Origin of the sequence: Gibbsiella greigii, assembly GCF_039540155.1 — a bacterium.
GTDB classification, from domain to species: domain Bacteria; phylum Pseudomonadota; class Gammaproteobacteria; order Enterobacterales; family Enterobacteriaceae; genus Gibbsiella; species Gibbsiella quercinecans.
Genome location: NZ_BAABEM010000009.1, coordinates 56,864 through 78,767, shown reverse-complemented (window position 1 = coordinate 78,767; position 21,904 = coordinate 56,864). Strand labels below are relative to the sequence as shown.

23 protein-coding genes and 1 tRNA gene are annotated in these 21,904 nt (G+C 47.8%); 12 read left to right on the top strand and 12 right to left on the bottom strand.

Going from position 1 to position 21,904, the window contains the following annotated elements; all coding sequences use genetic code 11:
- Position 1: 1 nt before the first annotated feature.
- The 6 genes from AC559G_RS10260 to AC559G_RS10235 all read left to right on the top strand — a co-directional run bounded on the left by AC559G_RS10260 (position 2) and on the right by AC559G_RS10235 (position 4,298).
- Complete coding sequence (locus AC559G_RS10260; RefSeq protein ID WP_498912486.1) at positions 2-1,018, top strand: PALP domain-containing protein; 1,017 nt, start codon at positions 2-4, stop codon at positions 1,016-1,018.
- Entirely contained in the window at positions 1,018-2,073 is a 1,056-nt protein-coding gene (locus tag AC559G_RS10255; protein WP_498912485.1) for a dihydroorotate dehydrogenase, read from the top strand. Before AC559G_RS10260 ends, AC559G_RS10255 begins: the two co-directional genes overlap by 1 nt.
- Positions 2,054-2,704, top strand: a complete 651-nt coding sequence (pyrE, locus tag AC559G_RS10250) for an orotate phosphoribosyltransferase (RefSeq protein WP_498912484.1) — start codon at positions 2,054-2,056, stop codon at positions 2,702-2,704. The genes AC559G_RS10255 and pyrE overlap by 20 nt, the downstream gene beginning before the upstream one ends.
- 4 nt (positions 2,705-2,708) lie before the next feature.
- Positions 2,709-3,137, top strand: a complete 429-nt coding sequence (locus tag AC559G_RS10245) for a ParB N-terminal domain-containing protein (RefSeq protein ID WP_498912483.1) — start codon at positions 2,709-2,711, stop codon at positions 3,135-3,137.
- A 39-nt stretch (positions 3,138-3,176) separates the two neighbouring features.
- A complete protein-coding gene (locus AC559G_RS10240) occupies positions 3,177-3,629 on the top strand; it encodes a DMT family transporter (protein ID WP_498912482.1) in 453 nt (150 codons plus the stop codon).
- Between the two features lie 102 nt (positions 3,630-3,731).
- Positions 3,732-4,298, top strand: a complete 567-nt coding sequence (locus AC559G_RS10235) for an LOG family protein (RefSeq protein WP_498912507.1) — start codon at positions 3,732-3,734, stop codon at positions 4,296-4,298.
- A 260-nt stretch (positions 4,299-4,558) separates the two neighbouring features.
- Here the strand turns inward: AC559G_RS10235 and AC559G_RS10230 are convergent, their stop codons facing one another.
- Positions 4,559-4,738: an FxLYD domain-containing protein gene (locus tag AC559G_RS10230; protein ID WP_498912481.1), complete on the bottom strand. Its 180-nt coding sequence runs from the start codon at positions 4,736-4,738 to the stop codon at positions 4,559-4,561.
- Positions 4,739-4,808: 70 nt separating this feature from the next.
- Between AC559G_RS10230 and AC559G_RS10225 the strand changes: the two genes are divergently transcribed.
- Positions 4,809-5,653, top strand: a protein-coding gene (locus AC559G_RS10225; protein ID WP_498912480.1) for an IS5 family transposase whose coding sequence is annotated in 2 segments (ribosomal slippage) — positions 4,809-5,154 and positions 5,154-5,653 — 846 coding nt in all. Because the reading frame shifts where the segments join, the coding sequence is not laid out codon by codon here.
- Between the two features lie 65 nt (positions 5,654-5,718).
- Here AC559G_RS10225 and AC559G_RS10220 read toward each other — a convergent pair.
- The 7 genes from AC559G_RS10220 to AC559G_RS10190 all read right to left on the bottom strand — a co-directional run bounded on the left by AC559G_RS10220 (position 5,719) and on the right by AC559G_RS10190 (position 12,074).
- Entirely contained in the window at positions 5,719-6,030 is a 312-nt protein-coding gene (locus tag AC559G_RS10220) for an AzlD domain-containing protein (RefSeq protein WP_498912479.1), read from the bottom strand.
- Positions 6,027-6,764: an AzlC family ABC transporter permease gene (locus AC559G_RS10215; RefSeq protein ID WP_498912478.1), complete on the bottom strand. Its 738-nt coding sequence runs from the start codon at positions 6,762-6,764 to the stop codon at positions 6,027-6,029. The genes AC559G_RS10220 and AC559G_RS10215 overlap by 4 nt, the downstream gene beginning before the upstream one ends.
- A 127-nt stretch (positions 6,765-6,891) precedes the next feature.
- Positions 6,892-7,704 (bottom strand): class I SAM-dependent methyltransferase, encoded by an 813-nt coding sequence (locus tag AC559G_RS10210; protein WP_498912477.1) that lies wholly within the window; start codon positions 7,702-7,704, stop codon positions 6,892-6,894.
- A 9-nt stretch (positions 7,705-7,713) separates the two neighbouring features.
- Entirely contained in the window at positions 7,714-8,340 is a 627-nt protein-coding gene (locus AC559G_RS10205) for a serine O-acetyltransferase (RefSeq protein ID WP_498912476.1), read from the bottom strand.
- An 11-nt stretch (positions 8,341-8,351) separates the two neighbouring features.
- Positions 8,352-9,236: a PLP-dependent cysteine synthase family protein gene (locus tag AC559G_RS10200; protein WP_498912475.1), complete on the bottom strand. Its 885-nt coding sequence runs from the start codon at positions 9,234-9,236 to the stop codon at positions 8,352-8,354.
- A gap of 1,260 nt (positions 9,237-10,496) precedes the next feature.
- Positions 10,497-10,643: a reverse transcriptase N-terminal domain-containing protein gene (locus AC559G_RS10195; protein WP_498912506.1), complete on the bottom strand. Its 147-nt coding sequence runs from the start codon at positions 10,641-10,643 to the stop codon at positions 10,497-10,499.
- 774 nt (positions 10,644-11,417) lie between these two features.
- Positions 11,418-12,074, bottom strand: a complete 657-nt coding sequence (locus tag AC559G_RS10190; RefSeq protein WP_498912474.1) for a TetR/AcrR family transcriptional regulator — start codon at positions 12,072-12,074, stop codon at positions 11,418-11,420.
- A gap of 131 nt (positions 12,075-12,205) precedes the next feature.
- Between AC559G_RS10190 and AC559G_RS10185 the strand changes: the two genes are divergently transcribed.
- The 5 genes from AC559G_RS10185 (at position 12,206) to AC559G_RS10165 (ending at position 18,807) form a co-directional block, all read left to right on the top strand.
- A complete protein-coding gene (locus AC559G_RS10185) occupies positions 12,206-13,462 on the top strand; it encodes a Tm-1-like ATP-binding domain-containing protein (protein WP_498912473.1) in 1,257 nt (418 codons plus the stop codon).
- Complete coding sequence (locus tag AC559G_RS10180) at positions 13,459-14,286, top strand: phosphoenolpyruvate hydrolase family protein (protein ID WP_498912472.1); 828 nt, start codon at positions 13,459-13,461, stop codon at positions 14,284-14,286. Before AC559G_RS10185 ends, AC559G_RS10180 begins: the two co-directional genes overlap by 4 nt.
- 303 nt (positions 14,287-14,589) lie before the next feature.
- Entirely contained in the window at positions 14,590-16,032 is a 1,443-nt protein-coding gene (locus tag AC559G_RS10175; protein WP_498912471.1) for a DEAD/DEAH box helicase, read from the top strand.
- Positions 16,026-17,723, top strand: a complete 1,698-nt coding sequence (locus AC559G_RS10170) for a TraI domain-containing protein (RefSeq protein WP_498912470.1) — start codon at positions 16,026-16,028, stop codon at positions 17,721-17,723. The genes AC559G_RS10175 and AC559G_RS10170 overlap by 7 nt, the downstream gene beginning before the upstream one ends.
- 70 nt (positions 17,724-17,793) lie before the next feature.
- The gene (locus tag AC559G_RS10165) at positions 17,794-18,807 is read left to right on the top strand and encodes a tyrosine-type recombinase/integrase (RefSeq protein WP_498912469.1); all 1,014 of its coding nucleotides are present in this window, start codon (positions 17,794-17,796) and stop codon (positions 18,805-18,807) included.
- Between the two features lie 196 nt (positions 18,808-19,003).
- Here the strand turns inward: AC559G_RS10165 and AC559G_RS10160 are convergent.
- The 4 genes from AC559G_RS10160 to cutA all read right to left on the bottom strand — a co-directional run bounded on the left by AC559G_RS10160 (position 19,004) and on the right by cutA (position 21,853).
- A tRNA-Phe gene (locus tag AC559G_RS10160) sits at positions 19,004-19,079 on the bottom strand.
- A 152-nt stretch (positions 19,080-19,231) separates the two neighbouring features.
- Positions 19,232-19,807: a TetR/AcrR family transcriptional regulator gene (gene dicD, locus AC559G_RS10155; protein ID WP_498912468.1), complete on the bottom strand. Its 576-nt coding sequence runs from the start codon at positions 19,805-19,807 to the stop codon at positions 19,232-19,234.
- 40 nt (positions 19,808-19,847) lie between these two features.
- Positions 19,848-21,554, bottom strand: coding sequence for a protein-disulfide reductase DsbD (locus tag AC559G_RS10150; protein WP_498912467.1), 1,707 nt, complete (start codon positions 21,552-21,554; stop codon positions 19,848-19,850).
- Positions 21,530-21,853: a divalent cation tolerance protein CutA gene (gene cutA, locus AC559G_RS10145; RefSeq protein ID WP_498912466.1), complete on the bottom strand. Its 324-nt coding sequence runs from the start codon at positions 21,851-21,853 to the stop codon at positions 21,530-21,532. Before cutA ends, AC559G_RS10150 begins: the two co-directional genes overlap by 25 nt.
- Between the last annotated feature and the right edge of the window lie 51 nt (positions 21,854-21,904).

Genomic DNA, 21,904 nt, shown 5'->3' with positions numbered 1-21,904 from the left:
TATGAACACAGTTTCTGGCGTTAGCGAATTAATCGGTAATACTCCAGTGTTTTCTCTTGAGCATCCTCTTATTCCTGAAAAAAAAAGGCTATATATCAAGCTTGAGCAGTTTAATCCCAATTTCAGTATTAAAGACCGTACAGCACTGGGACTCATACAGAAAGCATTTGAAAGCGGAAGACTGAAGCCTGGTGGAACGGTCATTGAATCCACGTCGGGTAACTTGGGTAAGTCGCTATCTATGCTCAGTGCTAGCATGGGATTTCACCTGATAGTCGTGGTAGATCCAAAGGTCAGTAAAAATTCTCTCAACTGGTTCAAGGCATTTGGAGCAGAGGTTGAGGTTGTGGACATTCCGGATGCGTCGGGCGGATACCAGGCGGCACGCATTGAAAGAGTTAAACATCTGCTTAAAACGCATCCAGGCGCGTACTGGACTAATCAGTATGACAACCCTGATAACCCTCGGTATCACGAGTCAGTGACGGCAAAAGAGTTTTTCGATGCTCCTGTTGACATGCTCATAGGCTCGGTGAGCACTGGTGGGCATTTTGGTGGTATCAGTAAGGGTGTCAAAGCCGTACGGCCGAGGATCAAATGCATGGCATGTGACGTTGTCGGTTCGGCTATTTTCGGCAAGCCCTTCCATCCTTACCTACTTAATGGGCTGGGATTAGGCTGGCGGGCAGAAAATACGGATCTGGAAGCATTTGACTTTCTCAATAGTGTTACCGATCAAAATGCAATTTCTCTATGCCGCTTGCTTGCCAGAGATACCGGTTTACTGCTTGGAGGCTCCTCCGGTGTAGTCATCTTCAGTGCTTTAATGGCGCTACAGCTTAATGATGTTCAGTCCGTTATGGCAATAGCACCAGACTCCGGCATTAACTACCTGGAACAGTTTTATGATGATGACTGGTTGGCTGAAAAACGAGTGAGTTTATTATCGGAGGAACAACTGAGACAGCAGTTGGCCTTCAGCCTTGAGACGTTTCAGACAAACCAGAGCGTGCCCTGATGATATTTGAATTATTCCGTAAAGTGCTGATGAAACTTCCACCTGAAACAGCACACCACCTTGCAGTTTTTGGTTTGCGTTGTTTTAAGCCCACCCATACGGTTGCTGTCCCAGATGGACTTTCATTGAAAGTCTGGGACAAAGGATTTTCGCATCCTATAGGCATCGGTGCAGGGTTCGATAAAGATGCTGAAGCTTATCATGTACTTGGCTGCATGGGGTTCAGCTTCGTAGAGGTAGGTTCAGTAACCCCTTTGGCTCAGCCGGGAAACCCCCGTCCCCGGTTATTTCGCCTGCAGGATGACGACGCGATCATTAATCGCTATGGATTCAATTCAAAGGGAATGAACTATGTAAGGAAACGTCTCGAAAGGGATAAAAGTGACGTCACGCTAGGAATTAATCTAGGAAAAAATAAGGCTTCCGCTGATTATATGGATGATTTCATTGGTGGAGCAGAAACGCTTATTCCTTTTGCTGATTATCTAACGATTAATCTCTCATCGCCTAATACCCCGGGGCTAAGGGATCTTCAGCAGGCTGAAATGGTTGATCCCTTACTAAGACGGTTGGATAAGTTAAGGCAGGAAATAAAACCAAGATGCCCCATTCTTATTAAACTGTCTCCTGATATGGAGATTGGTGCAGAATCGGAGCTGCTTTCCTATTTATCGGCCTCTGCTGTGGATGGGCTTATAGTTAGCAATACAACAACGGATAGGGACAACCTTTCCAACTTGCCTTCATACATGAATACGGGGGGGGTGTCTGGTAAGCCCTTACAGTTTAAGTCAAGGGAAATGTTGAAAAGAGTGTTTGCTGTAACAGGACACTGTAAGCCTATTATCGCTTCTGGTGGTATTAACAGCGGAGAAGAGGCATATCGGCGGATTTGTATGGGCGCTAGCCTATGTCAGATATACACCGCATTTGTATATGGTGGTCCCTCCCTCTTACCCCGGATGCTGGGGCAGATGAAAGTCTGTATGCAGCGTGACGGTTACAGCACTATCGACCAGGCAAGAGGATCATATTATGTCAAACACGCAGAGTGATTTTGCTGATTTTTTAATAGAAAATAAAGTTGTTGAGTTCGGAGAGTTCAGGCTTAAATCAGGAAGGGTTAGCCCCTACTTTTTTAACTTCGGGAAATTATCGAGTGCTCGTTTACTTAACAAAACCGCATATTTTTATGCGCGTACCATTTTAGAAAATAAAATATCTCCTGATGTTATCTTTGGTCCAGCTTATAAAGGTATACCCCTCGGGGTGGCTACGGCACTTAGTCTACAACGCGACTTTAAATTTGAAGTTAATTACACATTTAACCGTAAAGAGGAAAAAATCTATGGTGACGGGGGAGTGATGGTAGGCTCCCACCTGAAAGGAAAAAAGGTACTGGCAGTTGACGACGTAATTACGTCGGGAATGACGGTTGACGATACTATTAAACTAATAAGTGCCGAAGGTGGTACTTCAGCAGGGTATATCGTTGCTCTGGACAGGCAGGAGAAAGGGATAGACGGCGCCGGTTCGGCATTACATAGTGCGATGGATCGTCTAGATATTAAGATATATTCAATTACGACAGTCAGGCATATTCTTTCGTGTCTAAAGAGTTTACCGACAGAACAGGATAGTATCAGAAAAATTGCTGATTATCTTGACAGGTATGGCGCGGAGTAGAGATATGCCTAAGCAGAAAATAACAAAGTCAGATGTAAACTATGTTATTAAAATTGAGAAAACATCCACTCTCCGTCAATCGGAGGAAGTCAGTAGGGAAGCTGTCAGTTTTCTATCCGAAAATATTCTTTCCGAAGGTATCTGGAAGACAGTTATCCCGGCAGAGTGGAATACAGGATGGGTAATGGATGGCAATCACCGATTAAGCGTTGCACGCTACCTAGGATTAACATACCTGCCGGTTGTAAGGCTGCATTATGATGATCCACGGGTAAGAGTACTCAGGTGGGATAATTGTGAACCTTACCCAATGCATCAGCTCAGGTGTGAAATACAGAGCAGCATATTACTGCCATTTAAAACCACAAAACATTTGTTTAATCCTCTGCTACCTGATATACGGATGGTGCTAGATGAGTTGCGTGGTCACTGAAGTGTGCCATTTTAATATGGTGGTAATATGGGGAATTTCATGAGCGTTATTTATTATATTCTTGCTGTGTGTATCGGTGTTGCCATCGCGACACAGTCTGCTGTAAATAATCAGCTTAAGTCACTACTCGGAGGAAGCACCTTACTTGCCTCGCTTGTTTCATTTGTTGTGGGAGGATTATGTCTTTTTTTTCTGTGCGCTCTATCAGGTGAACGTTTTACGCAGTTAATTCAGCTACGCCATGTTAATATGTGGTTACTATCAGGGGGGGCGCTAGGTGCATTCTTTGTATTTGGCACCACGTTATTAGCGCCCCGACTGGGGGTCGCGGCGATGATTTCGCTGGTTATATTCGGCCAGATAATAATGTCACTACTTATGGATAAGTTCGGATTTCTGGGATTACCTATTCGGGATATAGCTCCCCTGAGACTTCTAGGTATATTATTGGTATTGGTTGGGGTTCTATGTGTTAATCTGAGCGACAGATGAATAGTTACGGTATATAATAGATGCCGGCCACGATAGTGTGATTTTTTGTCTGCGGCAGATGCTGGGTATTTATGTACTGCTTTTAATAAGGGATACGGATAAATTATGAGGGCAGCTGTTTTCTGCGGGTCAGGTCACGGGACTGATCCTATCTTTATTAAAGAAACTGAACGTCTGGTTCAGTCAATGGCCCGAAGGGGAGTTCGTCTGGTTTATGGGGGCGGCCACGTCGGATTGATGGGAACGCTAGCTGATACTGCCATCTCGTTAGGTGTCCACATAATTGGTGTTATGCCAAAGTCTCTGGTCAGTCATGAGTTAGCACACAAGGGGCTAGATGAACTGAAGGTAGTAAAAGATATGCATGAGCGTAAGCACATCATGGCTGAACATGCGGATCTTTTCATTGCTCTACCCGGTGGGGCAGGCACCTTGGAAGAAATATTTGAGGCATGGACATGGGCTCAGCTTGGTCTGCATAATAAGGCCTGTGCCTTCTACAATGTTAATGGATACTTTAACCCATTGTTTGCTTTCTTTGACCGTATGATCGAAAACGGATTTATGAGAAAGGCATATTCTGATATGCTCGTTATTTCTGAAGATCCTGAGGTGCTCATCGACAGGGTATTATCTTATACCCCACCGCCGCCGAAATGGACGAGCTAACCCAGAGTTTACCTTTCTGAACATAAGCGATGCCAAACAAGACAGATAGCGTTCTGAATTTTGCGTCACGTTAAAGGGCTTCAGCGTCGTCACAGTATTCAGTCGCTCATCAACTGCGAAAATGTCAATTTATATGGTGAAAATTTAGGATTGCCGGCCTGTTGGCCGGCGTTTTTATGTCAGTGTGTATCAATCTCGGTAACTCGGAAACTATCCGGCTTTAGCGCTATGCTATTGTATATTGATTGAATTTTCCATGATTAACCAGGCTCGATATGATTGGTCATATCAACAGCTTGACCAATTACTTCGCCATTTTGTAGCAAGTTAAACTTAACCATAATCATGTTGATTTCATGGTCAGTTTTGTTAGTTCCGGTACCTGAAATAGCTTGAAGGCCATTTGGAGTATTCTGGAAACTCAGCCCGGAAAATGCCACATCGTTATTAGGCTGTGTCCCTTAATCATCTGAGCTATAGTAACTACTTATTTCCACAACACTTTGAGATATGGCCCGATACGATCTTCCCGATGAAGCATGGAGCATCATCCAGCCCTTATTGCCTGCCGAACCTACATCCCCACGAGCCGGACGCCCATGGGCTGAGCATCGTAAAGTCATCAACGGTATGTTCTGGGTGTTGTGTTCTGGTGCGTCATGGCGCGATTTACCTGAGCGATACGGCTCCTGGAAAACGGTTTATAATCGCTTTAATCGGTGGTCTAAATCTGGTGCCATTAACATTATTTTCAACAAGTTACTTTCATTACTTGATGCACATGGCCTTGTTGACTGGTCTGCTACTGCGCTGGATGGCAGTAATATCCGTGCGCTGAAATGCGCTGCCGGTGCTCAAAAAAACATCCCGATATCACCGGAGATAATGGGCTGGGTCGCTCTCGCGGTGGTTTTGGCACCAAAATCCATCTGGCGACAGACACAGGCGGTCTCCCGCTAAACATTGTACTGAGCCCCGGACAGGCTCACAAAAGCCAGTTCGCATTACGCCTGCTGGATGGTATTGGTGTTCAGGGTCAGAACGGCAGCATGAAGCGCCGTGGTTATGCGGTTTTGGCTGACAAAGCTTACTCAGGGCATGTGCTTCGTAACGAATTGAAACGAAAAGGGGTAAAAGCAGTTATCCCCCTAAAATCTAATAAAAAAATGGCTTCTGACGGACGCTCACGGTTCGCCAGTGACGTTTACCGCCGCCGCAACGTAGTGGAGAGATGTTTTGGCCGGTTAAAAGAGTACCGGCGTATTGCCACACGCTACGACAAAACGGCGAGAAATTATCTATCGATGGTGAAACTGGGCTGTATCCGACTATTTTACAAGAAGTTATGCAATTAAGGGACACAGCCTAAACCAACCGCGGATGCCAATTCCCTTGGCACTTACCGAGATCATGTTACTTTTTAAAAAGTGAACCAAATCAGGTAAAAACCGACACCGACGAACACTGTAGTGAACAGGCTTTTAGTTGAAACCGCAACAATTGTCGTAACTAGTGCTGATACGACAGGCGCAATTATTCCCCCTTCTTGGTCGGTCTTGCCCACAAGCTCAAGAATAACGATACCAACCATAATTCCTGAGGGAACGAAACTTAGCCAGCTGAGCATGAACCGAGGAAGCGTAGCACTAGCCAAAAAAACGATAGGGAGAGCCCGAACGGCGATTGTTATAACGGCACAAGCGATAACCGTAAAAAGGATGGGCTCGTTCATTTTTTTCCTCCCAATGCAGGGTAAAAATACATTGCTGTTGCACAAACAGTTGCAGCAATGGAAGTGGCAACAAGTAGCGATACATTCATATCGAATTTACCAAGGCCAGCCAAGATCACTACAGTAGAAATGAACATCGCAATTAACTCAAGCCACTTCTGTTTACTTTCAAAATAATTAAGAACGATGAGGCCGATAAACATTGCAGTTAAACTGAAACCCAGTCTGTGAGAGAAGTCTGCTGGAATAGATTTTGCTAAAAATGCGCCAACGATATTTGCAATGGTCCAGTTTACATAAGCGGCGCTATTTAACCCAAGCATCCACCAGTAAGAAATTTTTCCATTTTTGGAGGCGTGTTGAGTGGCGACGCCGAATGTTTCATCCGTCAGTAGCATGCCGCTAATGAACTTTTGCATACCTGTAAGTTCTGAGAAATAGCGTGAAAGATACGAACTCATAAGCAAATAGCGGATATTCACTAACAGGACGGCAAGTACAACCGAAAGTGTGCCGGCACCGCCTATCCACAGGGAATAGAAAAGGAACTGTGCCGATCCCGCATAAAGTAACATTGCAAGCAATGCAACGTCGCCTAATGAGAAACCGGAAATTGAGCCTATCGCCCCAGCGGCAAACCCGATACTCCAATACCCTAGAATTGTTGGGCCGCAGGTGATTGCGCCGTCTATAAAAACCGAGCGCTTATATGCGGTAGTTTCTGATATTGACATACAGTGTATCTCTCTCCTCAATGCAGTCGCTTACATCAGCGAACATCAATAGCGATAGGAAAATAAAATTTATGTCTATCGATAAATGTAAACCTAACGTTAACCGTAATGAAAAATTCCCATTTTTTTATTTGTTTTTCCTTATGCTTATTATATAAGCTGCCATTGGCAAATTATGCCAGTTTTTAGTCTGTATTATATCTCTCATCTTTAATTTTAATTTCTCATTTGTTTGAAAGTCAAGTGATTTAAGAAGTGCTCCAGAACGAACAGAGCCTGTTTTTTCAGAATTAAATAGGTCATCTACGCTGTTCATTTTCCATGTTTTTTTGACGAGACTTCTTTTTATTTCCCCTTCATTAAATCCACATATAGATATAAGTTTTTTTAATAAAGAATAATTATTGAAGATATGATAGTCTGGACCTGTTGGCAAATCTATGCCTGATATTCTACAATCAGCAATTGCTTTATTAAGAACATAACCTGCCAGGTTTAAATTATCATCTGCCCATATAGTAAAAGAGAATACTCCTCCAGGTTTTAATACCCGATATATTTCAGAAAAGGACCTTTCGATATTATAAAAATGTTGTACACCAAAATTTGATACTACAAAATCAAATAATCCATCATCAAATGGAAGATCTGTTATATCTGCAATATAGAATTTAAAAGATGGGTGCTCTTTTTTTGCTATATTTATCATGTTTTCAGAAATATCAATAGCTTTGATGTCAAGAGGGGCATAATTATTTAGTATTGGTATCATGTTCCCTATTCCAGTCGCCACATCTAAAATACTCTTATCTTTTATATCGAATCCTGAAACTATTTCTTGGCCAAACATGTTAGTAACGTTAACCCATGATTCTTTATAATTATTTGATACAGACTGCCATCCTTCATACTCAAACTCTTTAAATGAAATATTATTCATATGTTGTCATCACCTTTTCAAAAGTACATTTTCCGTTATTTTTAATACTGAGGAATCATCTGGGATTGAATTTTTAATCGTTACTCGCGGGGATATTTTTACATTATTCCCTATCTTAATACTTCCCAGTAAATTAACAAATGCGCCTATTTCAACATTGTTGCCAATTACCGGGTGTCTTTTTCCTGTTGGATTATTTGCAATACCAGAAGATCCTATTATAACTGATTGTAATATATAACAATCATTGCCAATAACTGATGTTTCCCCTATAACCGTTCCAATCCCATGGTCTATGACAAATCGCCTCCCAATCATTGCGCTTGGGTGTATTTCTATTCCTGTTTTTAATTTTGCATTTTCAGATATTATTTTCGCATCAAGAAATAAGCCATTTTCATGAAGAAAATGTGCTATTCTGTATGAAAGTACGGAAAAGTATGAAGGGTAGCACATCGCTATATAATTCAAATCTTTTCTTCCTGCCGGATCTTTCTCTGAAAAAGCGCAAAGATCGTCATAGCAGAAGCTATATATTAGATCAACATTTTCACGTTTCAAATGAAACACGTTATGATCAAATAATATTTTAAATATTAATCCATTTACTATAAATCTAACTGATAACTTATCCATGATGGATCCTTTCACATATAGCTTTTTCCACTGTCTGGAGCAACTGTTAGTATATTGTCTTTGCTTTTATATTGTTTAGATAGTTTCATTGCGGCAAGTATATTTGCTCCCGATGAAATACCAATAAATAGGCCCTCTTTTCTTACAAGGTAATCTCTGAGTTCTTGAACTTCTTCAAAGTTAACATCTATAAAATGATCTATATTGTTAAAATCAATGAAAGGCGACGTAATGCCTACTGCAATAGCCTCTATTTTGTGTGGGATAAAAATTCCATTTTTAATATCACAACCGATTGGTTGTACACCAACTATTTTTATTTCTGAATTTAATTCTTTTAATCTTTTTCCGACACCGGAGATTGTGCCGCCACTTCCTACGCTACAAATAAAAGCAGATATGTTACTTCTCATTTGTGTGATTATTTCTTTGGCAGTGAATAAATAATGTGCATTAGGATTTGAACTATTTGTAAATTGATCCAAGAAAATATAATCACCACCTTCTTTTAAAATATCATGTACCATTCTTATATGCGATCCAGGACCATTTTTATTATCTGATCGTATTATGTCAACACCATATTTTTTAAGTGTATTAACTTTTTCCTCACTAAAATTATCAGGTATTACAAGCGTTAATTTATACCCCTTTATGGCTGTGGCTAAAGCCAGACCAAGCCCTGTGTTGCCGCCAGTTGGTTCTATAAGCCTTGAACTCTTTGTTAATAACCCCATATTCTCAGCATCAGTTATCATTTTTAGACCGACGCGAGATTTTATGCTGCCTCCAGGGTTAAATTCCTCCAATTTTACCCAAACCTTTCCAAAATTTTTATTATATATATTATTTATTTCAACTATTGGTGTGTTTCCCATGCAGTCTAGTATATTCATACTATATCCTTATGCTCTTTCAATTATACTATGGAACTATGTTGAATAAGCTAAAATTTTATAAAAAATATGGTTATACCCCTTCTTGAAAAAGCAGAGTGATAATAAATAAATTTTCTCATAATCGGAATGTTGAATATTCGCTATGAAAACACCAAGCTTTACCGATTGTAAGATTATCGCCATGCTCAAACAGGCCAAAGCAGGAGTTGAACTATGTTAAGTATGATCTTACCCACATAAAGAGGGCACGGCCCTAGGATTTATCCCGTAACTATTTTTTACTGTTAAAGAGATGCAAAAGCCATTCGGCACGATAGTAACCGTTCAAAAAACACTCGGTGTTGAATCAATTTTTGCACATTAAAATAAATTTCATTGTCTTCCTAGACATGTAACGAAGTTAAGGAAGACACCCTTTTTCAAATTGTTCCTGTCTGAGACATGATGAATGCTCATGTAAAATAGACAATGCCGATTCATAACTAGAATTCGATATTATCACAATTAGCCATTTATTTTGACGAGTGGCTGAGTAACGTGATTATGTTGTGGTATTTTTACCATGGCTCAGAATTATGGACACTCCTGTTCTCATTACCTAAGAAACGCGAAAATTTCTTCCCTATGTTTCAAAATTATTTATTAAATCCATATGCTACACGCTAAAAAAAAAAGAACAATAAAAAAAAGTGAAATAATATAAGTGCCGTTATTAATTAATTATAAATAGGTCCCCCAATGAAGTAACTTCGTGAGTTTTATCATCATGTTGATTTTTCTAGTTATTTACAATACCAGCCCCCTTCGGTATATGTTAAATCGCGAACTATCAACCGAAGCATGCACAGCACAAAAAATTTTTCCTTTTCGGGAAAAGTTTGATGTTGCCCACGAACAATGGACACAGCTCTCTGAGCTTACCTACATAATGTGGACACGACCCTAAGCGAGATTCTGGTTTTCACTGTGCTGATGATCTCTGCGTCAGTACCACAAAGCACCGTTCTATTGCGTCTGCGGCTGAGCGTTTTGGCCGAAAACCATATGAATGGTGATCGGCGGTAGTTTCAGCCACAGGCTCTGTTGCCAACAGAAAGCGTGCCTGCATGGCACGATCATGCATCGTGGGGATCCCCAGCGGTCTTTTTTACCGTTCTTTTTGGGGATATGTATACGCCGTAACGGCTGTGCCCGATAACCCCGGCAGGACAGTGCCAAAACGGCCTGCCACTTTTGTTGCGGGTTTATCCATAACGTTCAGTCGATACCGGGTGTATGACGTCCTCGGTTCGATGTCACGCGTCTTACAGCCAACAGCCTCGCCTGATGAGATCGGGTAAGAAGCCGCTGGAGCGCTCGCACTTTATTCCAACGTTGCGCTTTGGTTGCCTTGGCGATACGCATCTGGAACCGAAATACATCATCTTCAACCTGTTGCCAGTCGATCGATGACCACAGAGATGATGCTGAAGGTGCACCGCACTGGCTTGTGACCTGCTGCGTCATTTGCGTTCCCTCATAATATCGATTTTCCAGACTTTCTCGCCAGAGAAGCCCCACCGGACGTCAGCCCCTTTTCAGGTCGGTTAAAAAAAACCGTATATCGGTCGTTACGACCGATCATTCGCTTCTTCCGGCGTCCCGTTCCCGCACAACCATGGCTTACTCTCACGAGTTCGCTACCTAACGGAGTTGTACGGGGTTACCACGTTCCGTTCCTGTAACTCAAGGGAACAGGCCCCCCGTTAACACCGGCGATGTAACACTCACGATACCCTATCTGTGAGAAGGTATACCTGATCGCGTGCCTTTTGGCTGAAGCCTGACAGCCGCTTTGGCTTCTTTCATATTACGGTGCTTGTCGGGGTTTGCTTATGCTGACCATACCCTTGTCCCTGGCGCCTTCACCGCCTGCGGCTAGCAGTTTCAGATTGGACCTCACAGTCCGTCCCTACGGATGAGCCGTGGCCACGTTGTCCCCGACGCGTTGCACCCTGAAATTGCTCTCAACGCACAGTCGGGTAGGGAACTGCTGGTGAGACAGTAGGTTTCTTCGCACTTCTTACTGCATACTGGCTGAAACAATCACAGGAACAGCCTCGTGTCGCACCACAGAATTCTGAACGCTCTCGAGTAGAGTCAGCAAAAAATATCAACGGCACCATAAACATTCTCTTATTATTGATCATTTGTTTTATGCAATGTCTCATCCATATTTTCAGCCAGAGCCTGCCGCAAAAGTAACTTGGCACCCCAGGTCGTCAGCTCAGTAATTTCATCCTGCTTCAGGCCAAAGGTATCTTTAAGCACCGTCATCGCCTCCGTGCCGTACATCACTGACATCAACATCACCAGTTTTTGCACCTTCTCCTGCGGAAGCTGTGCTTCCAATGGTGCCAGTGCCTCGGTGAGTGCTTCTTTTCGGTTACTTTTTTTGAGCCGCGGTAGACCATCACCAATGGCTTCTTCTGCCCCTTCCGCGTGGGATTCCTGCCAGCGCTGCTGTGAAATACGCAGGGCGTCCCGCATCAAACCTTCGTGAGAACAAAGTTCTCCATATCCCCAGGCCATCAACTTGGCGACGTTCTCTTCCGGATTCCCCCCCATCTTTGGCCTCTCAAAGGAGCCGATCACCCTTTTGACCACATATTCGACAAATTCATTGTGGGTTGTGAAGTAAGTCTTAAGGGTAACCTTGGCATACTCCGCTTCACGGGTGATTTCTTCAGCCGTAGGGAATTTGTTTTCCCGGTACAGCTTGAGGGCTGCCAGGGTCAGGCGATCGAGCGTTCTGCGGCGTACCGGCGACAGGTTGTCTTCATCGAAGAGAATCATGGTGTTAGTCGAGCCTCAAACAAAAAAATATTCTTAAGGATAAAAATATATTGCGAGATAATAAATATTAGCATAGCTTTATAGTGCACGATAACAATCAATCTTTCACCCCTAATCATGGAGTGGGTTGTATGGCCAAATTTGTATATGTCATCGGTACTGCAGACACCAAGCTGGATGAGCTGGTCTGGCTAAAGAACTGCCTGCATGCGGCCGGCGTGGACTCCCATATCATCGACGTCTCCACCGGAGGACCAACTGAATTCAATGAGAACAGCAAAGTAGATATCCCCTCGTTCCAGGTGGCCGAGTATCATCCGGACGGTACCGACGCAGTATTTTGTAACGAACGTGGCCGGGCGGTGACCGCCATGTCGGTGGCATTAACCCGTTTTCTTCGCAGTACGTCGGAAGATATTGCCGGGTTGATTGGGATTGGCGGCTCTGGTGGTACGGCGCTGATTTCGTTGGCCATGAAATCAATGCCGATAGGCATTCCCAAACTGATGGTTTCCACGATGGCCTCAGGCAACGTGGGTGCCTATGTCGGCGGCGTGGATATCGCCATGCTGTATACCGTGACTGATCTTAATGGTCTGAATTACCTTTCCCGAACTATTCTGGCCAATGCCGCCAACATGATAGCTGGCGCAGTCAATCATGAAGCCCCCACTAACCAAGCCCAAAAACCTGTACTGGGGCTGACGATGTTCGGGGTAACCACGCCTTGTATCAATCAGTTGATTGCCGCGCTGGACAAAGAGTTCGATCCGCTGGTTTTCCACGCCACGGGTAACGGCGGCACCAGTATGGAACGGCTGGTTGAAGAAGGTGAAATTGTTGGCGTACTGGATATTACCCTGACGGAAACGGCCGATTTGCTTTTTGGCGGCGTTCTGGCCTGCCCGGATACACGGCTAGACTGCATCGCACAAACCCAGGTGCCATGGGTGGGCAGCGCCGGCGCGCTCGATATGGTCAACTTTGGCGAACCCGACAGCATACCTGAGCGTTATGCTCAGCGGCAGTTTGTCGAGCATAACGCTCAGGTGACGCTAATGCGGACAACACCAGAGGAAAACTACCAGCTGGGCGTATGGATTGGGGAAAAACTCAATCAGTGCAACGGGCCGGTACGTTTCATCATACCAGAAGGCGGGTTTTCTGCTCTAGATGCCCCAGGCCAACCTTTTTTCGATCCCCAGGCAAGGCAAGCCTTTGCCGAAGGGTTGGAATCGACGGTGGTACAGACGGCACGGAGGCAGATTATCAAAACGTCTCATCATATTAACTCACCTGAGTTTGCTTCACTTGTGATGAAGGAGCTCAAAATCGCCATGCAACACCAGGGAACTCTTCATCACTTAACACCAGGGAAACTCTCATGAAAAACTATCCTTCACTCGTTCAACACCTAAAACAGAAAGTTGCCCGGGATGAGCCGATTATCGGTGCCGGCGCGGGAACGGGATTGTCGGCGCGCAGCGAAGAGGCCGGCAGCGTCGACCTTATCGTGATTTATAACTCCGGCCGATTTAGAATGGCTGGCCGGGGCTCATTATCCGGGCTGATGCCTTACGGCAATGCCAATCAGATAGTGCGTGAGATGGGCGATGAAGTTCTGCCCATCGTGAAAAATACCCCTGTATTAGCCGGCGTGTGCGGTACGGATCCGTTTTGCAATTTGTCGCCGTTCCTCGATGAATTAAAGGTACAGGGGTTTGCCGGCGTGCAGAACTTCCCGACCGTCGGGCTTATCGACGGTAATTTCCGCAAGAACTTGGAAGAAACGGGAATGGGCTACGCACTGGAAGTGGAAATGATACGTCTGGCGCATGAAAAGGGGATGCTAACCACGCCTTATGTCTTCAACCCGGACGATGCCGTCGCTATGACGCAGGCCGGCGCTGACGTGATCGTGGTGCATATGGGGCTGACCACTGGTGGTGACATCGGCGCTGAAACAGCGCACGATCTGGAGTCCTGCATACCGGTAATCAACGCCTGTGCCTGGGCGGCCAAGGCGGTGCGCGATGATATTATCGTCCTTTGCCATGGCGGGCCTATTGCCGAACCGGAAGATGCGGCCTATATCCTGCGGCATTGCCCGGATTGTCATGGCTTCTACGGTGCAAGCTCAATGGAACGTTTGCCGACCGAAAAAGCGATAAAAAATACCGTCGAAGCGTTTAAGCAAATAAAACGGCATTAGAACCGAGCATGACACGCTAATAAAAAGAACAATACAAAACGGTAAAATAATATAAACGACGTGATTAATTAATTATAAATAGATTATCCCATGAAATAACCCGCGTGAATTTTCTCATCACGCGGATTTTTCACGGTTTTTCCAATACCAGACTCAAGCAGCATGTGATCAATAACAAACCCTCAACCGAAAAGCGCCCAGCTCAGAAATAATCTTTTCATTTCGGGAAAAGGTTTTTTTGTGGCGTGTCTCGTGGCGACCCGCGCAGCATAGTGCCGGTCATGTTTTTATGGAGTGCTGCTGATGCCTTATTCTGATACGCCTGAACAGGCCGCCGTCATCGGCTGGTCCGGGCACCGCCTGGTGGTCCGGGCCTTTGCCGGCACCGGAAAAACCTCCACCCTGGTACGATTCGCGTTGGCCAATCCTGAGAACAGAATGCTCTATCTGGCCTATAACCGGGCAGTCCGGGATGAGGCCGAGCAAAAATTCCCGTTCAACGTAGAATGCAAGACCTCTCATCAACTGGCCTGGCGTATTGGCCGACATTACCAAGCGCGCCTAACGGGCAATCTACGCATCACCGATGTTGCCCGGCTGCTTAACAGCCGTCACTGGCCATTGGCGCGTGTAGCCACCACCACCTTTAACGCTTTTCTCTGCAGCGGCGATGCCGGGTTAGGCATTCAACACCTGCCTGACGAAGATTCGCGCAGCGGGTTGTCAGCCGAGAAAATTCTGGCCGCGGCGCAATGTCTTTGGGAAGCCTCTATCCGTCAGGACGGGACATTCCCGGTGACCCATGACGTTTACCTCAAGCTTTATCAACTCTCCCAGCCTGATTTCTCGAAACGTTGGCATACCGTACTGTTCGATGAGGGGCAGGATGCGAACCCGGTAACACAATTTCTGGTACTGACACAACGCTGCAGTGTGGTGCTGGTTGGCGATCGCCACCAACAAATTTATCGGTTTCGCGGTGCCGAAAATGCCCTGGATGCGCCGCAGTTGGCTGATGCTGATCGCCTTTGCCTGACCCACAGTTTCCGGTTTGGGCCTGCCGTCGCCGGTGTGGCGAATATGCTGTTAGCCCGCCAGGGGGAAACGTTGACCGTGGTAGGCAATGGCGGCAGTGATAGCGTTGTCACCCGTTTGCCTCCGGAAGCCGCGCAGGGGCACATTGCCATATTGAGCCGAACCATTGCCGGCGTCATTGGCGCAGCACTCCAGGCCAGCCTGGGCGGTAAAAAGGTGTTCTGGATAGGTGGCATTTCCGGTTACAAAACAGAGGAAATGGAGGATTTGTACTGGTTCTCGGCCGATATGCCAGAACGCATGCACTCCCAACGTCTGGCGCAGGAATACCGCAACTTTGAGGAATTTGAAACGGTGGCCAGAGCTACCAAAGATGCCGATATGAACCAGGCGTTGCGGTTGCTTGATATGTATTTTCCCTTGCCGCAGAAGCTGCAGGTCATGCGTGAACATGCCGTCATTGATGAGAGCCGGGCACAGGTCACGGTTTCAACGGCCCATCGCAGCAAGGGGCTAGAGTGGCCGGTGGTGATGTTGGATGACGATTTTGCCGATATCACCGATCCGTTGATGACGGAAAAGGAGCGCACCGACGAAACCAATCTGCTGTATGTGGCGGTGACGCGCGCCCGGCAAACGCTGGTGATCAATGCGTTGTTACAAGCGCTGATGGCCGAAGAGTGTGATACCCCAGGGGAGCCATCATGCTGAAAACCATCAGGGGATTACTGCTTGGCAACCAGGCGGCACTGACTAAAGCTGTACCTCAGCCGCCATTTCAGGCATGCCCGACCGGTTATTTTATGCCGCTATCTGCCGAACAATTACTGAATACCGCTTCCCGTAAACAGTGCCTGCAGCAACTGTGGGAAAGCAGCGCGCTGCCTAAAGATCTCTATGAGCAATTTTATCTGCAGCCTCTGGAGAAGTTGATTGCATTGATGCAGGCACTGCCAGCTTCACAACAGGGGGAATATGCCGATAAGAACTCACTGATGGAAGTCACCTTGCAGACGACAACCTTTGCCGTACGCCTGGCCAAGGGGCATATGCTGCCGCCCGGGGCGCCGCCGGAAGAACAATCCGCGCAAAACATACTGTGGAACGCCGTCATTTTTTATGCCGCCCTTTGTCAATATCTGCCCGTTTTTGACCAGATTGAAGGCGAACTGCAGAGCGGCCAGCCCTGGTTACCCGGTCTCACCGTGCCCAGTGAACCGTACCGTTTTCGTTTCAAGACTACACCATTAGAGCCGACATTAACGACAAGCCTGTGCGTGTTGATCGCCGCGCGCCTGGTGCCGTCAGCAGCCATTGCCTGGCTGTCGACACTGCCTGCAGCGGCTCAGGCGCTGATGCTGATTACCTCACGGCAGCCCAGCCCGTTGCCGGTCATTGATGAGATTGTCCACGAAGCGGTTCGGCAGGCTCGGGGAAGCCGCCTGCTACAAGCCTTGCCAACTGCTTCCATAGCAGGTGTTACGCCAGCGCTGCAGTTGACGCAGCCGCTTCAACCAGGAGCGGTCGGGTCATCGCTTCCTATGATGGATTTGCAGAGTGCTGCACCAGTGGTAGAAGCACCGCCGCCGGGAAACATGCTGCCGGCAGCGGTAGCTGAGTCGAACCAAACCACTCCAGCCGATGTAGCGCTGGTCTCTGCGCTGGACGAACCCGTCGATGGTAACCCGGCGACTGGCGGTGTTGTGGCTCCAGAGACGACTGCTGGCGATGGCACTGAGGATATGAAGACCTTGTTGTCGTTGATGGCCGTGACGATACCTGCTCCGGGTGGCCAGGAAACACAGGAAGAGAGCCACGCCCCCCAGGAAGAGGTGCTCTTGCCTGAGGATGTCCAGCCCCCGGAACAGGTTATGCCCACTGTAATGGAAGCCCCCGTGGATACGCCAGAACAAACGGCCACACAGGAAAGTGAACCTACAATAATCGGTGATACAACACGGGATGTTGATGTTGTCACCCCCCCGGCACAGCCGAGCGAACGTCAGCCATTTCCCGATCCGGTTTCAGTCGATAACGACGGTAAGATTTTTTGGCAATGGTTGAGCAACGGACTCAATACCGGCGAAATTCCGGTCAATACATTAGGAGCGAGGGCTCATCTCGTTTCTGGTTTTGTTTTCATCACTGTCCCTGGCATTTTTTATCTTTACCTAAAGATGTCTGGCTTAGAAGGTAACCAGCGCGAAGCTATCCAGGAGAGCTTTGAACGTCTGGAAAAACACCGCAGGGTCAAGGGGAAACGTTTTTATTTTGCTCATCTTTATGAAAACACTGATGGTTCTGGGCCTTTTAAACGAACCAAAGGTTATCTCATAAAAGCGAGCCTGCTCTATCAGGGGAAAAACGTACCTGACGATAGTCCGGTACTGGTGCTCCCTTGACAGGGGTTATCTGTGAACGCGAGCCCAAGTGTTCGCTGTACTTATATATTAAACAGGGGATGTCATTCATATGAATAAAGCACGGTTAGTGAGCTGGGAGTCATTACTTGAAGAATACTTTTTTTCCAAGGCATTACGCCCGGATACAGAAAAGAGCTATCGTCGCGTGGTCGCGGTTTTCCGAAAATTCATTGGTGAAGACATATTGCCTGACGAAGTGACCCACCGCGACCTGCTTTTATGGCGCCGGGACATGATGGGTAGAGGATTAACGACCAGCACCTGGAATAATAAAGTTCGTCATTTGCGTGCGCTATACAACCAGGGCATAAAGAAAAAGTGGCTCATTATTGAGGAAAATCCGCTTAACGAAACACAGGTGCCATTAGGGAGCAAACGGAAGAAAATCCTTAGCCGTGACCAACTGGTAAAGGTGAATCTGGTGCTGGGACAATTTGAAGAAAGAGAAAAGTGTCAGGCTAGGCAATATCGGCCTTGCGCACTCTATCCGACATGGTATTGGCGGACGGTGATTGATTTATTGCGCTCTACGGGGATGCGCCAGAACCAGTTGTTACATATACGCTTGCGGGACGTCGATCTTGAAGCGCATGCGATATTGTTGTGTAAAGAAGGGAGTAAAACACATCGTGAATGGCTAGTTCCTATCGTCAGTTTTGTCCGCGAACGCATGCGAATATTGGTCGAGCGCGCTAAAGCGCAAGGCGCTGACCCAGAAAGTTATCTGTTTGATGTAGAACGGTTCCTAAATCCGTTGGGCGAGGTCGGTCCTGAGCCCGCTATACAACCGGTTCGTTCGTTTTTCACCAGGCTAACTAAAGAGTGCGGTTTCAAGGTGAGCCCACACAGGTTTAGGCATACCCTGGCAACAGAAATGATGAAGTCGCCCGACCGCAACCTGGCGATGGTAAAGGGATTGTTGGGGCATCGGAGTGTCAGTACAACTATGGAATATGTCGAACTGGATTTAAAGATTACGGGTCAAGCGTTAGAGGATGAGTTATCACTTTATATGGACGTAGTACCAATGCGTGAGGAAGAGGTCAGGGTAGCCTTGACATAACTTTTACAAACTGTAAAAATTAACAGTGATCGAGAAAAGGACGCCTGCGTGGGCCGTAGGCGTCCTTTTTAAGAGGAACCTAATTATTAACATCGAGTGTGCAAGTTCGAAAAACACTGCGATATTAACTTGCTAGTTCCTTTGTTCCGCCCGTTAAAGGGGTACCTCTAACCAGCGTGCTTTGATGCAGAATTGGTGGTGCCCGGACTCGGAATCGAACCAAGGACACGGGGATTTTCAATCCCCTGCTCTACCGACTGAGCTATCCGGGCAACGGGGCGCATTAAACCGTAAAGGCCTGTCGGCGTCAACGGATTTATCGCTCATAAACCGGCAAAGTGATTCATTTGCTGGCTTTTCAGGCAAAAAACGTAAAACATCGCCCTCTATGGCCAAAAAACCGCCGAGCCTTTCGCCAGAAATATCAGCCCAATGCGCCATGTTTACGGCACTGCGCCACCTGTAAGACGTCCTCTGCCAGCCGTTTGGCCATGAAGACATCCTGGAGCTGGCGTTTTACCAGCAGTTTGCTCAGGCACCCCTCCTGAATCAACTCCATCTGCTGCGCCACCATGTCTGCATCGTCTGCCTCCATCTCACGCAACAGATCGCGCGTCAACGCCAGCGAGCTCTGCTTTTGCTGTTCCGCCAACAGATGAATGGGATGTTCCGGCTCTGGGTAAAAGCTGCAAGCGGCGATAAACAGGCAACCTGGATAGCGGCCATTGCGAACGTATTCGGCCAGCACGTCATAGCGCGCGAGCAATTTCTGTTGCGACGACAGGTTTTCATCCAACAACAGCTGCCGGCGCCAGGTATCGATCTGCTGCCCATGATAGCGTAGGCAATCATACAGCAGGGCTTCTCTGTCCGGCCAAAAGGGGCCGAAATCGCGCGGCTGCACGCTCAACTGCTTCGCCAGCATCTCAAGGGTCATGCTCGCCAAGCCGTATTGTTCCAACAGCCCCAAGGCGGTATCAAGAACGTGTTCACGTTGCACTTGCACTCCCTCCCAATTCAGTTCAGATAAACAGTGTCGTTTACAGCACGGTTTTCTGCAAATGTGTATGGAACGCCGCGGCATCCATAAAACCGGTCACCCGGCTGGCGGGCAGTTCACGCCCGGCGGCATCGAAGAACAAAATGGTGGGTAACCCCAGCACCTGCAGATGTTTCAATAATGCCGCCTGCTCCGCATTGTTGGCCGTCACATCGGCCTGCAGCAGAACGGCACCCGCTAATGCCGCCTGTACGCCGGCATCGCTGAACGTGTATTTCTCAAACTCTTTGCAAGCCACACACCAATCGGCGTACAGATCCAGCATCACCGGCTTCCCCTGCGCCTGACGCAACGCCTGATCCAACTGCGCCACATTGTGGATAGGCATAAACGCCAGGCCTGACTGCGGAACCTGTTGCGCAGGTGTGCTGCCAAAGGCCCAATCTTGCAACGGCCGGGCGGCGATCACGGCGGCGGCCAACAACAGGATTTGGGCGATGCGCCCCCAACGCCGCGCCGTTTTCAGGCTCAGCAGAAATGCCCAGGCGAAGAAAGCCAGGCCAAGCAAGCTCCAGAGCCGCAGGCCCCATACCTCGCCAATCACCCGTTCCAACAGGAACACCGGCAGCGCAAGGATCACAAAACCAAAAGCTTCTTTAACATACTGCATCCACGGCCCGCTGCGCGGCAGCAAGCGGTTGCCGAACAACGTTACCACCACCAACGGGATCCCCATCCCCAGAGCATACAAATACAGCGTTCCCGCCCCACTCAGTAAATTGCCGCTTTGCGCGATGTACAACAAAATGGCGCTGAGCGGCGCTGTGGTACAGGGGGAACAAATCAGGCCAGCTAGCACGCCCATCACAAACACCCCGGCCAGTGAGCCGCCCTGCTGTGTGTTGCTCCACTGTGCCAAACGGGTTTGCAAACCCGTGGGCAATTGCAGTGAATACAGCCCGAACATCGACAGCGCCAGCGCGATAAACATCAGCGAAAGGCCGATCAACACATACGGGTGCTGCAAGGCCGCCTGGAACTGCAGCCCGGCGGCGGCCACCACCAGCCCAAGCAGGGTATAGGTTAATGCCATCCCCTGCACATACACCAGCGCCAGTATCAAGGTGCGGCCGGTGCCAGGCGGGCGTTTGCTGCCGAGAATAATGCTGGAGATCAGCGGGTACATCGGCAGCACGCAGGGGGTAAACGCGATGCCAATGCCAAACAGCAAGGCCCACAGCGGTGAGAACGGCGGGCTGGCCGGGTTCGGGCCGGCCTGCGGCGGAGCGCCGGCCGGGGCGGTTGCCGCCACCGCATCCAGCGGGATCACCCGCGTTTCCGGTGGGTAGCAGAACCCCGCTTCCGCGCAGCCCTGGTAGGTAATGCTCAGGCTGGCGTGCTCGGCGGCCTGCTGCAACGGGATCGCCAGTTGCAGCTTCTGCTGGTAAATTTGCACCTCGCCGAAGAACTCATCTTTGTGCGGCTGCCCGGCGGGCAACGCAAACGGCCCCAGCACCGCTTGCTGCGGCACCCATTTAATCTGCTGGCGGTAGAGATAATAACCGGGGCGGATTTGCCAGTTCAGCATTAGCTGGCTGCCCTGTTGTTTAAAATCGAAGGCAAAGGCCTGATCGACAGGCACAAACTGGCTGCCGCTGGTTTGCCCAAACAGCGAAGCCTGAGCCGCCTGCGGCAAAAACAGCAGGCTGCAAAGCAGCAAAATCAATTTAATGAGGCGTTGATCCATAACAGGTAGTCTTTCTCTCCAGCCATCACCGGTACCACCAAGAGCTCCGGGGTTTGGTAGGGGTGATGTGTTTTCAGGCACTCAAGCAGAGCCTGCTGATGGTGACGATCGCTTTTCAGCAGCATCTGCACCTCTTGCGCCTGCTCCAATTGGCCTTCCCAGTAATACAGCGAACGCGCACCCGGCAACAGCGTGGCGCAGGCCGCCAGTTTCTCATTTATCACGCGCTCCGCCAACGCCTGGGCGCAGGCCTCGTCGGGTGCGGTACAAAGTATGATCACGGCATCGCAGTCAGGCATGGTCTCCCCCTTTTAAACCGCTTCCGATAAGGCACTATACCCCGAGGAAGG